Consider the following 12,258-nt stretch of genomic DNA (forward strand, 5'->3'; position numbering starts at 1 on the left):
TCATGACATGGTCTCCATCAGGTGACGGCTCACCTCTTCGGCACGCCAGCCCGGGTTTAACCATAAGGGCGTGCGCGTACCGGCTTTTAAAAACCGGGCATTGAGTGCCTGTGTTTGCTGTTGTGCATGCTCGGCGATTTGCTGATGCAACTTACGCCTCAACATCCAGCTACGCTCTTCACCGGTTTCCATATCACGCAGGCGCGCCCAGCCAAAGGTGGGTAAACCCGCAGTCGCGGCACGATCGCGCAAGACCACCGGAACCACATCGTGGTGCTGCCCGGCTTGCAGGGTTTGTTGCAGCAAGGCTTGCGGCCAGTAAAAATCGGACAGCAGGAATACCAGTGCGCGTTGCGGGCCTAACGACATGAGCGTTTCGGGGATGGCGTTGGCACTGCGGCCATCGGAACGACTGGTAGTGTCGGCCTGTTGCCAGAAACGCGTGATTTGTTGTGCCACTGCCTGCGCCGTGCCCGGGTGAAAACTGGGTAACACTTGCCAGGCCAGTTGCTCGTCATCGTCTGCGGCGCGCATACCGAACGCATCGCCCTGGCGGTTGGCAGACCAGGCCAGAGAGGAAACGAATTCTGTCATCTGCTGGCGCATATTGGCTTCGCCCTGAAAAAACATGGAACTGGAGACATCGACAATGGCGTACACACGCACAGCGGCACGTTCCAGGTAAGTTCTCACCAACCATTGCCTGGGCACGGTACGTACACTGGCACGGATATCGATGCGTTTGGGGTCCGGACATGCCAGCAACGTGGCAAAACCGGCAAAATCACTGCCATTGCCATGATGTGTGGTCAGGGTTGCCCCGGCGTGGTAGGTCTTGGAGCGCCAGTTGATATTGTAGAAAAACTGGCGGGGCTCAAACGCTGCGTGCAGGCGCGTAGCAGATAGCGTCATCTCGGAAGTATTCACTGGAGGTGCTGACAGGATAGCCATAAGGGTAAAAACAGACTGCCGCCAACCTTAAGGGGCTGACACCTTGTCCAAGACAGCCTGCAGCAACAAGGGCGCCAGTCGCGCGTGCTGCAAGGCATAGGCACCATTAAAAAACACGCGATGCGTCATCACAAATGGCCACACGGCACGGATATCATCCGGCGTTAAATAATCACGGCCTTCTATCCAGGCACGGGTACGCGCACTGCGCATCAGCATGGCGGTACCACGTGGGCTGGCGCCGCCAGCCAGCAAACGTGACATATCCACATCTGGCAACTGGATACCGGCTGCAACCGGATCTTTCAATGCTCGCCATAAATCGACGGCATACTCCTGCAAGGCTATTTCGGCCCTGACTGAGTGTTGTATGGTTTCCGCGACCAGATTCAACTGATCGTAAGGCGTCAACCCAGCAGGCAAGGTAGCGATCAGCGCATCCACATCGTAGAAACGGGTATCGAACATCAATGCGCGTTGTAAGTCACGTGCATCAGGCGCCTGTACCGAGATTTCCATCAGGAAACGGTCACGTGCGGCAGCCGGGATTTCAAAGGTTTCCTCACGTTCCAGACGGTTGCGGTCAGCAAATACTGTCAGGTGCGGGAAACGGTATTCGCGGTTAAAGGCATTGACCGAACGTTCAGCCATCAAGCGCAAAAACAAGGCATGCGCCTGCGGACGGGCACGGTTGATTTCGTTAAAGAAAAACACCGCCAGCGCTTCATCATGCAGCAATAACGGGCCAGGTTTGACGGCTGCCTGGCCTTGCTCATTGATATAGGCATGGTAAAGAAAATCGCTGGGCATTAAATCAATGGCGCCTTCTATGCGTTGATAGCCGCCACCCAATAATTGAGCCGCAGCACGCAACAGCGTGGTTTTACCTACACCGACATCGCCCTCCAGTAACACGTGCCCACGTGAAAAAATTGCAATCGTCAGTGCGCGCGTTTGTTCCGGCATGCCCACCACCACAGTGTTGAGGGCTTGCTCGAAAGCCAGGGCACGTTCACGCCAGGCGGGTAATTCAATTTTATTTTCCATACACAATCCATGATTCAGGATGAAGCAGACCACTGCCGACTAGCTGTAATCGACACAGGTCTGTCACATACAAAGGGTGGGTGAAACTGGCCGCGAAAAGATCACGGTCTCCGGGGAAAACACTGAATAATTGGCTACACGTACAAATTGCAACGTTGCGCGGCACTCAAAACCCTCATGTACTTCACATTTGGCTTTCTGCGTCCCGTGCGCCTTGCACTTTGCCCGTCCACTCAACTATCCAGCATTTCCTTTTGGGGGGAATTAAGATTACTTCACGTCAAACACGAAATTGCCGTTGGCTTTTGCATTCGCAATACGTTTTGCATTGCGTGCATCCATCAATTTGATGGATTCCTCTTGCTTGTTGAGTTCTACCGGATCATGTTTTGGGTCATATTTGGAACCCGCAATTTTTTCCGGATAGCCAGGTTTGGCTTCCCAGCAGTTTCCTGGCTCTTTACAACTTTGACCGTCGTAAGCCAGAGCCTGATTTGACACCGCAAACACACTGGCGACAGCCAATAATGCCAATACGTGTTTCATCACTTTCTCCTTAATCACAAATTAGCTGGTGTATTGTTTTCGATTAACGGATTGCCCACCAGCCTAACAATCCGATAATGGGTTTAACCGTGTGGCGCTGCGCCACCATTTTTAACGTTTTCTTCGGCCTGATGACGGATCCAGGCGATCACATGCAGAATCTCGTCTATCGTCATACGGCCCTGCTGCGGGCCCATCATGCCGGCAGCACCGCCATAAATGGTTTCAAAAATACCTTTATCGGTTTCATTCTTGGGGTAGGTCCAGTAATCATCAGCCAGTGCAGGCCCTAACTTACCTTCAGCCAGGTGGCCATGGCAGCCGGAACACGCGGTAGAAAAAATGGTGTAGCCTTTTTTTACTTCTTCCGCATTGCCGCTGTAGGGGTTTTCACCAGTAGCCATGAAGTGTTTGGCTTCAGGCGTAAAGGTTTCATCCTCCATCGGCGAAAGATCCAGCACATCGCCAGACAGCGTGCCGCGGAACTCAATCGCAGGTCCATCCTTAAGGACGACTTTGGCCGGTGCAGTTTTGCTGGTACCCGCGGCTTGCGCAGGAGTGTCATCCTTGGCGCAAGCCACAGTAAAGAAGGTCGCCATGACCAGGCCAGAGATACCAAACACCATTGCCAGCTGTTGTTTCACACGACGCAATGGCATGGCATGCGACTGAGACTGTTGAGATACTTTCAATTCAAACTCCAAAAACTAATTAATCAAGATTGTGATTTACTGAAGATTCAGCAGAGGAATACCTTCCTCTTTGAGAATGGCGGTGATTTCCGCCCCGTGTTTATCAATGACGCCATTCAGGGCTGGTACCAGCTCAGGGCGTTTTTTGCTGACGCCCATCACCACGTCGTAATGCATGGGGATCTTTTCACCATTGGTTTTTTTGGCGTTGTCTTCCACCATCACCATTTTCAATGGCACTTCAGAGGCACGCACATAACGCGCAGCTTCAGGTGCCCACAACATCGCCATATGCAGATGCATATTGGCAACATCATTCACCAGGCGGGAAGGCTCTACATGCACGTAGCGGTTACGTGTCGACTGGAAATTCTGGATCTCGGTGAAGTAATCAAACATGTCATCAAAGCGGTTAATCTGCAGCAACATGTTTTTACCCGGGCTATCCGGCATGACGCCGATACGGAAATTCTTCTCCTTGAGGTAAGGATGATCCCAGGAAGTGACATCGATTTCGCGATCAACACGGGTGACAAACACATAGCCGGAACGATAGTAAGGTTTGGTGACCAGCACACGCGGATCATTGGGGTCAGTGCCAAGCAGCACATCGCATTTTCCTTCTTCCATGTCCTTTTGCAGGGTTAGCGGGTTGGTCCACCAAAAATAATTGACAGGGATATTGAGTGTTTTGCCAATGACAGCGGCGATCTTGTTTTCAAAGCCTTGTTTCTGGTCATTGGAAAAAGGTAATTCGGATTTACCGGCACAGATATTCAGTGCTTCGGCAGCAAGTGTGGGCAATGCAAACACACTCAGGGTCAGGGACAAGCAAACGCTCAACCATGTACGACTATTCTTTTTAACTTCAGCAAACATTTGTTCTCTTCTCCATTAGAGAGAACAGGATGACCGACCATCCTTACGTCTGACGGCCATCCTGCACACTACATCAACAGGTTTACTGTTATTGATTACAGGCTAAACACCATCAGGCCACCGCCCATTTGTGTGTGGTTTTGCAGTTCTTTGAACGCACCAACCGCACCCAAACCAGCGCTAGGATCTGTCAGGTCAAACACCAGACCAACACCTGGCCAGCCGCCTACACCGTACATGCTGCCAACGTACTGTTTACCCTTGAAGGAGTAAGTCATAGGAGATCCGATACCACCAGATGGCATCTTGAAGTTCCACAGTTCTTTACCGTCTTTGTTATCCAAAGCTTTCAGGTAACCATCAAGTGTTGCGTACCAGACCAGGCCGCCTTTGGTGTACAGAGTACCGCCCCAGGCTGCGAATTTCTCCCACTTGGTCCATTTCGCCTTACCTGTCGTCAAGTCGAAAGCACGGATTTGACCCATTTCTTTCTTGGTCGGGCCGTTAGGGCCTGGGTACATCGCCAGCGTTGCGCCAACGAAGAACTGACCTGCACGGTATGGCAGCATGAACGGCTCCCAATCCATACAAATATGGTTCAGGCCTGCGTACAAGGTACGGCTTTCAGGATCGTAAGAGTCAACACCCTGGTTGTGGAAACCCATCGCTGATGGACAAATGTTGGTGCCTTTATGGTCCATACGGGTTGCGAATTCAGGATCACGTACTGGCGTACCGGTTTTCAGGTCCACTTTTTTGAACACGTTGACAGCCGGATCCACTTTTTCAGCGACGATCAGGTTGCCGTTTTCACGGTTCAATGTGTACAAGATACCGTTACGGTCGATGTGGCTCAGCAGCGGAGTCACTTTGCCGTTGACTGGTTGATCAGTCAGCACCATCTGGTTTACGCCAGCAAAATCCCACTCATCGTGAGGCGTCTTTTGGTAACCCCATTTAGCCATACCGGTGTCCAGATCGCGACCCCAGATCGTCATGGTCCACTTGTTATCACCAGGACGCATGGTTTCGTTCCATGGTGCAGGGTTGCCAGAACCGTAGTAGAACAGGTTCAATTTAGGGTCATAAGCATACCAACCCCAGTTTGTACCGCCACCGATTTTCCAGGCATCGCCTTCCCAGGTTTTTGTACCCAGGCCGAATTGACCATAGTGTGGATTGTCTTTGTTGAAGTCTTTAGCCAGACGCACAGAGTCATCAGAACCGGTCGCAAATGCACGCCATTTCAGTTCACCTGTTTTAAGGTCAAAAGCGTTTACCGCGCCACGTACACCCAGCTCCGCACCTGAGCAACCCATCAAAATGGTGTCTTTAGCCACAAACGGTGCTTGTGTCAGTGTTGAACCCACTTTTGGATCACATACTTCCACTTCCCAATTGATCTTGCCGGATTTAGCATCCAGCGCCAGCAAATGACCATTCGCAGTTTTCTTCACGATTTGACCAGCGCCATAAGCCAGGCCGCGGTCAACCACGTCACAGCACATCACTGCTTTGGTTGAAGCATCTTGCTTAGGTTTGTGTTGCCAAACAATTTTGCCTGGATCGTTCAGGTTCAGGGCGTATGTGTTGTTTGGGAAAGCAGAGTGGATGTACATCATGTCGCCAATGACCAATGGCGCACCTTCGTGTCCATTCAGTACACCAGTGGAGAATGACCACGCAGCTTTTACATTTTTTACGTTGGATTTGTTAATTTGAGCCAATGGGCTGTTGTGCTGGCTGTAATAGCCACCAGTTGCGATTGGCCAGGCACCAGGTGTATTTACCTGTTTGTCCAAATCTGCATCTGCCATGGCCAGGCCAGAAAAGCTTGCAAACAAGCCTCCAACCAAAGCGCCAAGAATGGCACTAGATGATCTTACTTTCATACTATCTCCTAATCTCTCAAGAATGAGTTTCACGTGGTGTTGCGACATCCCCCCGAATGCCGCACTGCACGACCTGAATTGTTAATAATTTGTAACAAAGGCAATAGATGAATGATTCCCTATCATTGCTTCAACAATTCATTCATGCAGACTGGCTATTAACGGGAATTTTTCACGGGGCAGTTGATTAAGATGTGGTCTATAGTGGCGCTACATTAAGTGCTACTGATTTAAGCGGCGCTGGATTAAGTGCCACTGATTGAGACGGCGCTACATGAAGTGCCACTAATGGAAAGTGGCTCTAAATTAAGTACCGTTAGATTTAAAGTCGCGCTGAATGAGCTGGGTCGGCGATGCCTGACCCTTCTTACGCTTCCTTAAGCATTGCGTCACTCATACACCCTTACTAACTGGTCCACCTGTGATTGCTGTTATTCAAAAATTTGGCAAATTAAGCCGCCCTGGTCAGGACACGCTCATTGTGATGACGGGCGTGGCGCTCACCTTTGCCATTTCGTCCGAGTTTGATCTGGCTGAGCATGTCACTGCCTGGTTATTGACTTATGAATATGCACAACTGGATGAAGTCCCGCTCACACTATTTGTATTTGTATTGTTCAGCGCCTGGTTCAGCCAGCGCCGCATCCGTGAAATACATGCCGAAATTGAGCGACGCCAGTTAACTGAAGCACAATTACTGAGTAGCCAGCAGCTTTATAAAACCCTGTTTGATGGCGACCTGACCGGCAACGTGGTGCTGGATACAAATGGCAATATTGGGATGCATAACCGTGCTTTTGACCGTATCTGCCGGCCGCAAAACAGCGACCGCAATGCCAGGAAACTATTTGCTTTTGACTGGCCAGAGTTTGTTTTGCAATTACAACATCACCAGGAAATCAATTTCAACAAACTGCAAATATGCAGGCCGGATGGGCTGCCATGCTATGTCGGGGCGAGGTTTGTCTTTGTGCCGGCCGAAAAAAACAACACCAGCGCGCAGATACATGGCTACCTGGTGGATATGACAGAACAATGCCTGGTGGAACTGGACCTGGAGCGCACCTTAAAAGAAAACCGTGTACTGGCGCGCCATGCCATGCAGGTGCAAGAGCAGGAACGCAAATACATCGCCAGCGAAATCCATGATGAAACCGGCCAGTATTTAACGGCGATCCGCATGGACGCGCTGGCATTGCAAAAAAGTACGCCTGCCCAGGCCAACGTGATCGCAGTCAGGATCGCCTCCAATACACAACATGTACAACAATCTATCCGTGTATTGATCAAACATTTGCGACCACCGGCGCTCGACTCACTGGGCCTGATCGGTGCCGTAGAAAGGCTGGTCAATGACTGGCAAAAACTCAATCCTCAGGTGGAATGCCATGTGCAGCTGGATACCAGCGACTATGTGTTGAATGAAGACTGCAATATTGTGGCGTTTCGCGTCGTGCAGGAAGCATTAACCAATATCACACGCCACGCGCAGGCCAGTGAGGTATGGATTGATATCCACATCATCAAACGACAAGGCGCGTCCTTGCTGCAAATTGAGATACGCGACAATGGCCTGGGTATGGACACCACGCAGTCTACCGAAGGCGTAGGGCTGGTGGGCATGCGTGAGCGCATTGAATCACAGCAGGGTAGCTTCAAGCTAATGAGTGGTTTGCAAGCTGGCACCATGATTACCGGACTGATTCCATTACAGGAGGCGCAGCAAACAAAATTGCCGCAGCCATCCCCTTCACCCTCAGCATCAGGAGTAAATGACTATGCAACATCCTAAATGGCTAGCCTTGGCCGCATTGGCTTTCCCTTTGATCGTATCGGCCAAGGACTTACAGACCGAAGAGCGCCCTTTTCTCGATGCCTATAGTGGCAAATCTCGCGAATATGTAGAAGAGAATTTAGGCAAACCCGTCAAAAAGGAAATCGCCATCAAACCGCAAAATGCTGACCAGATCCTGCAGGAAAAAGGACAGGCAGTGTCTGGCAGCGGCGACAATGTCGAGATGTGGTATTACCGCGGCAAAATACAATACGCGCCGAAAAAATATTTCAACACCGCCGAACTGACATTTGCAAATGACAAATGTGTGAATATCACTTTTGCGAACAAGAAGTAAGGAAGCGGGTTTATGGCAAAAGTAATGATCGCTGATGACCACGCCATGCTCAGACAAGGTCTACGCACATTGCTTGAACAGGCCAACCATCAAGTAACCACTGATGCGCTGAATGGTGAAGAAGCCTGCTTGCTGGTTGAGAAACATCATCCTGAGTTATTGATCCTCGATCTGGACATGCCTGGCATAGGCGGGCTGGAGACACTTAAACGTATTTTGCATCGCAAGCCGCAAATGCGGGTGCTGGTATTCAGCATGCATGATGACTGTATCTATGCGACGCGCGCGATCCAGGCGGGTGCCCGCGGCTATGTCACCAAAACTGAACCACCGGAAGTGGTGCTGGAAGCCGTGCAAAAGATACTGCGTGGCGGACGCTTCATCAATAATGAGCTGGCGCAGAATCTTTCCATGTATCACCTGGAAAGCCAGGAAAACCCTATCCAGAAGCTGTCGCCACGTGAATTCGAAGTATTTCGCCGGATTGCGCAGGGTGAGGCATTGGCGGCAATCGCCAAAGGCATGCACATAGGCTACAAAACTGTGGCCAATATCCAGACCAGCGTACGCCAGAAACTGGGGGTGGAAACCACCGGCCAGCTGGTGCACATCGCGGTGCGCTTTGGCATTATCAAAGGGCTTTAACGCCATTCTCCGGAGGTCTGTATGATCCTGATTATTGCCCGTAAAGAACTCCGCAGCCTGTTTGCCACCCCTATGGGCTGGCTGGTGCTGGCTATTTTCCAGGCCATTGTCGGCACCTATTACAGCCTCAGCTTCAACCAGTATTTTGAAATCATGCAAAGTGCACAATGGCAGGTGCAGAAGGTAGGCATCACGCAATTCATGGCTGAAGGCGTGTTTGGCGTAGCAGCAGTGTTGATGCTATTTGTGGTGCCACTGGTGACGATGAAGCTGATCAGTGAAGAGCGCAAAAACCAGACCATGGCCTTACTCATGAGCGCGCCATTGTCGATGAGCGAACTCATCCTCGGCAAGCTACTAGGTATCGTCAGCTACCTCAGCCTGCTGATTGTGACGATGATCGTGATGATCGCCATGATGTTGCCATGGGCTGAAATAGACATCCCTTACCTGCTCACGCATGCGCTGGGGTTGTGGTTACTGGTGGTTGCCAGCAGTGCGCTTGGCCTATATGTCTCCTGCCTGACCGCCAACCCGATTCTGGCAGCGTTTGGCAGCCTGGCTGCACTGACGGTCTGGTTATTACTGGACAAGTTTTTTGCAGATAACAACCAGATCCTGTTCCATGATTTTTCGCTGATGCAGCACTATCGCCAGTTCGCACTTGGCATGCTGAACAGTTACGACGTTCTATTCTTCGTGCTGTTCTCGGCGTTCTTTGTCCTGCTTTCTATTCGCCGCTTACATGCTGATCGGTTGTATGGCTAATCCACAATCCAAATCTTCCAGACCCTGGCTATCCTTTGCTGCACTGGTATGGCAGCATCGCTTGGTGGTGCCTGGCTTATTGCTGGTGACGCTGGTATTAGGCGTACTGGCCTGGCACTTTAATATCATCACCGATCACACCAATAATCACCGCAACACCTTATCCAAAGCCAGCATTGAGGTGTTAAAAGCATTGCCGGCGACCATAGAAGTGACCGCCTTTTGCAGTAACACCCCGTTTAAAGGCCGCTATTTCAGGAAATCCATATTGTCACTGGTACAACGCTACCAGCATGTACACCCTGATATTCACTTGCAGTTTATCGACCCGTCGATTTCACCCACATTGGCGCGCGAGCAGCAAATCAAAAAAGAAGGCGAAATGATCATCCGCTATCGCGGGCAACAGACACGCATGTACCTGCCTTACACAGAAGAGGCTTTTACCAACGTGTTGTTGCAGCTGCAACATGGCGAGCGTGCGCCCTTGCTGTTCGCGGCCGGATTAGGCGAAACGGCATTGGATAATAGCGCCGGCAATGGCGGCAGCCAGTTGGCACAAGCCATCCGTGGTGCCGGGTTACAGGTGCACAGCACTACGTCTTTTGAACTGCCCTCCAACCCGGATAAGAAACTGCCTACGTTGTTACTGGCTGGGGCAACACGCCCTTACTCACAGGCGCAGGTGAAGGCTATCCAAACCCATATCAGCACAGGTGGCAACTTGGTGTGGCTGGTGGACAATATCCAGTCACAAGGGCTTGAAGCCTTGGCAGAAACCCTGGGGTTCACTCTCAGTCCGGGGATAGTGATTGACCCGGCTAATCGTCAGTTCGATATTCCACTACATGCACTGAGTACACAGCGGTATTCCGGGCAAGGGCCGACACAGGAATTTTCACTACGCACGTTTTTTGACCAGGCACATGCCATTGTGCGTCATCGGCAGCCTGAAGACCCATGGCGTATCATGCCACTGGTGGCCGCCGCGGAAAGGGGTTGGGCCAGCACCGCTTACCGAGTAGAGCAGCCGGAAAAACTGCCTGCTTTCAACACACAAACAGATACCCAGGGGCCAGCGACCATTGCCCTGGCGCTTGAAAAAACGCAGGCCTCAGGCGAGTTGCAAAGAGTGGTTGTGGTTGGCAGCAACAACTTTTTCAGTAATGCCCAACAACAAAGAGGTGGCAACCTGGCGTTTAGCATGCAAACCCTGCAATGGGTGGTGAATAACCAGCCTAGCATCACCTTACCGGTGGCGCCGTTACGCGATAGCGTTGTATTGCTACCCTCTCAGCAAACCTGGTTGATGGTATTGTTTAACGGCTTCCAGTTTGGCTTGCCTGCCATACTGATCTTTGCAGGCTGGCTAAGATGGCGCAGGAAACATCAGCATTAGTTTTTTCAGGCACCGTTGCGATGTTAAAAACCTGGATAGAATGATGCAATCTTCGCATCACACTGATTTAATCCCTGGTTAAAATTGAGTCACCAAGATTGGTGATTTAGCGGCCTGTCATCTGCCAAGAAACACCAAACGCATTTATAACGACCTTCAATAAAGGTCGTTCTTATAAAACCCAATCAAAGAAAAAGCCCCGGCATGCCGGGGCTTTGCACATTGCTAGATAAGCAATTACAACCCTGACAACCCTTTTTCAATGGCTTTATCATGCGTAGGCTTAGGCGTTGCCTCAGCTGGTGACGCTGGCAGTGCTGCAGGCGCCTCTGTTTTGGCGGCAGCCGGGGCTGCTGAGGCAGGCACTGTTGTTTCACTGCTATTGAGTGTCAATTTCGAGAAGTCGCCATAGAATTCTACTTTTGCTTCTTTGCGCAAAGCGGCCACTTCATTTTTAATCAGCGTCTGCTGACCGGAGTTCACCAGGTATTGCTGAATGACCGGCTTGGCTTTTTCCACATCAACAGGTTGCCTGTCTACTTTGGCCAGGAACAGCAGCACCAGTGCATCAGGACCTTTGACAATCAGCGTATCACCGGCTTTAAGCGTGTTCAGCTTTTTCAGCAGATCAAGCGGCAATTGCTCGGCGGCTTTTCTGCTGGCATTGGCATTGAAGACATAATTATTGTCTTTCAACCACTTACCCAGGTCATCGCCGGTTTTGGCAGCATTAATGCCCGCTTCAATCTCGCTGGCATGCTGGTTGCCATCTTTGACGACGAATTCCTGAATCACATAGACATTACGCTCGCTGAACAACTCAGGATGCGTATCATAGAATTTCTTGATCTGGTCACTGGATGGCGCGGCTTGCTTGGCAGCCACTTTCTGCATGTAAGCTTGCGCTAACAGCTGTTGCCTGGTTGCTTCCAATACCTGCAACACATTTGGATCGCGGTCCAGCTTGGCATCCAGCGCTTTTTGCTTGAGCAGCTCGATATCCACCATTTGTTGCAGGACTTTTTCTGAAGCAGGCTTCAGTTGTGCCTGATCAATCTTGCCTGCTTTGGAAAGTGCGAAGTTCAGCTGATGCACTGTGATTTCATCGCCATTCACTTTGGCAACTACTTGCGTAGAGCCTTTGGCGGATTCTTCGTGCTTGCTGCACCCGGCCATGACCAGCATCAGTGCCGGTACGATTAATGCAATTTTTTTCATCATCACCCTTTAATAAAATTCATCTAAATTGTGCTTATGCTTTATAGCGCGCCAGAGAGATGCTCTGTACGTCACCTGAGCTTTGGTAT

At 50.8% G+C, this 12,258-nt stretch carries 12 protein-coding genes; 5 read left to right on the plus strand and 7 right to left on the minus strand.

Features of this window, described 5'->3' with window-relative positions; genetic code table 11:
• The 6 genes from ACSSVF_RS00235 to ACSSVF_RS00260 all read right to left on the minus strand — a co-directional run bounded on the left by ACSSVF_RS00235 (position 1) and on the right by ACSSVF_RS00260 (position 6,007).
• Positions 1–951: a DUF58 domain-containing protein gene (locus tag ACSSVF_RS00235; RefSeq protein WP_492404558.1), complete on the minus strand. Its 951-nt coding sequence runs from the start codon at positions 949–951 to the stop codon at positions 1–3.
• Between the two features lie 27 nt (positions 952–978).
• On the minus strand, positions 979–1,998 hold the full coding sequence (locus ACSSVF_RS00240) for an AAA family ATPase (RefSeq protein WP_492404559.1): 1,020 nt from the start codon (positions 1,996–1,998) through the stop codon (positions 979–981).
• Between the two features lie 270 nt (positions 1,999–2,268).
• Positions 2,269–2,544: a methanol dehydrogenase gene (locus tag ACSSVF_RS00245; protein ID WP_442585781.1), complete on the minus strand. Its 276-nt coding sequence runs from the start codon at positions 2,542–2,544 to the stop codon at positions 2,269–2,271.
• A gap of 83 nt (positions 2,545–2,627) precedes the next feature.
• Positions 2,628–3,203 carry a cytochrome c(L), periplasmic gene (gene moxG, locus ACSSVF_RS00250; protein WP_492406365.1) on the minus strand — a complete coding sequence of 192 codons (576 nt, stop codon included), beginning with the start codon at positions 3,201–3,203 and terminating at the stop codon, positions 2,628–2,630.
• 69 nt (positions 3,204–3,272) lie between these two features.
• Complete coding sequence (gene moxJ / locus ACSSVF_RS00255) at positions 3,273–4,115, minus strand: methanol oxidation system protein MoxJ (protein ID WP_492404561.1); 843 nt, start codon at positions 4,113–4,115, stop codon at positions 3,273–3,275.
• 95 nt (positions 4,116–4,210) lie between these two features.
• On the minus strand, positions 4,211–6,007 hold the full coding sequence (locus ACSSVF_RS00260) for a methanol/ethanol family PQQ-dependent dehydrogenase (RefSeq protein ID WP_492404563.1): 1,797 nt from the start codon (positions 6,005–6,007) through the stop codon (positions 4,211–4,213).
• 421 nt (positions 6,008–6,428) lie between these two features.
• Here ACSSVF_RS00260 and ACSSVF_RS00265 point away from each other — a divergent pair, with 421 nt between their 5' ends.
• The 5 genes from ACSSVF_RS00265 to ACSSVF_RS00285 are packed head-to-tail and all read left to right on the plus strand — an operon-like array spanning position 6,429 to position 10,951.
• A complete protein-coding gene (locus ACSSVF_RS00265; protein ID WP_492404565.1) occupies positions 6,429–7,799 on the plus strand; it encodes a histidine kinase in 1,371 nt (456 codons plus the stop codon).
• Positions 7,786–8,139, plus strand: coding sequence for a hypothetical protein (locus ACSSVF_RS00270; RefSeq protein ID WP_492404566.1), 354 nt, complete (start codon positions 7,786–7,788; stop codon positions 8,137–8,139). The genes ACSSVF_RS00265 and ACSSVF_RS00270 overlap by 14 nt, the downstream gene beginning before the upstream one ends.
• A 12-nt stretch (positions 8,140–8,151) precedes the next feature.
• Positions 8,152–8,784 carry a response regulator transcription factor gene (locus tag ACSSVF_RS00275; protein ID WP_379054449.1) on the plus strand — a complete coding sequence of 211 codons (633 nt, stop codon included), beginning with the start codon at positions 8,152–8,154 and terminating at the stop codon, positions 8,782–8,784.
• Positions 8,785–8,805: 21 nt separating this feature from the next.
• Positions 8,806–9,552: an ABC transporter permease gene (locus tag ACSSVF_RS00280; RefSeq protein ID WP_492404569.1), complete on the plus strand. Its 747-nt coding sequence runs from the start codon at positions 8,806–8,808 to the stop codon at positions 9,550–9,552.
• The gene (locus tag ACSSVF_RS00285; protein WP_492404571.1) at positions 9,545–10,951 is read left to right on the plus strand and encodes a DUF4350 domain-containing protein; all 1,407 of its coding nucleotides are present in this window, start codon (positions 9,545–9,547) and stop codon (positions 10,949–10,951) included. Before ACSSVF_RS00280 ends, ACSSVF_RS00285 begins: the two co-directional genes overlap by 8 nt.
• 237 nt (positions 10,952–11,188) lie before the next feature.
• On the opposite strand, the gene ACSSVF_RS00290 is transcribed toward ACSSVF_RS00285, so the two are convergent.
• Positions 11,189–12,172 carry an EpsD family peptidyl-prolyl cis-trans isomerase gene (locus ACSSVF_RS00290; protein WP_492404573.1) on the minus strand — a complete coding sequence of 328 codons (984 nt, stop codon included), beginning with the start codon at positions 12,170–12,172 and terminating at the stop codon, positions 11,189–11,191.
• Positions 12,173–12,258: the final 86 nt, after the last annotated feature.

This window comes from Methylophilus sp. E2MeOHC9 (genome assembly GCF_058744375.1).

Coding starts and splice junctions, on each gene's coding strand:
- ACSSVF_RS00240 (WP_492404559.1), bottom strand. CDS start 1,998: ATGGAAAATAAAATTGAATTACCCGCCTGGCGTGAACGTGCCCTGGCT.
- ACSSVF_RS00270 (WP_492404566.1), top strand. CDS start 7,786: ATGCAACATCCTAAATGGCTAGCCTTGGCCGCATTGGCTTTCCCTTTG.
- ACSSVF_RS00245 (WP_442585781.1), bottom strand. CDS start 2,544: ATGAAACACGTATTGGCATTATTGGCTGTCGCCAGTGTGTTTGCGGTG.
- moxG (WP_492406365.1), bottom strand. CDS start 3,203: ATGCCATTGCGTCGTGTGAAACAACAGCTGGCAATGGTGTTTGGTATC.
- ACSSVF_RS00275 (WP_379054449.1), top strand. CDS start 8,152: ATGGCAAAAGTAATGATCGCTGATGACCACGCCATGCTCAGACAAGGT.
- ACSSVF_RS00290 (WP_492404573.1), bottom strand. CDS start 12,172: ATGATGAAAAAAATTGCATTAATCGTACCGGCACTGATGCTGGTCATG.
- ACSSVF_RS00280 (WP_492404569.1), top strand. CDS start 8,806: ATGATCCTGATTATTGCCCGTAAAGAACTCCGCAGCCTGTTTGCCACC.
- ACSSVF_RS00285 (WP_492404571.1), top strand. CDS start 9,545: ATGGCTAATCCACAATCCAAATCTTCCAGACCCTGGCTATCCTTTGCT.
- moxJ (WP_492404561.1), bottom strand. CDS start 4,115: ATGTTTGCTGAAGTTAAAAAGAATAGTCGTACATGGTTGAGCGTTTGC.
- ACSSVF_RS00235 (WP_492404558.1), bottom strand. CDS start 951: ATGGCTATCCTGTCAGCACCTCCAGTGAATACTTCCGAGATGACGCTA.
- ACSSVF_RS00260 (WP_492404563.1), bottom strand. CDS start 6,007: ATGAAAGTAAGATCATCTAGTGCCATTCTTGGCGCTTTGGTTGGAGGC.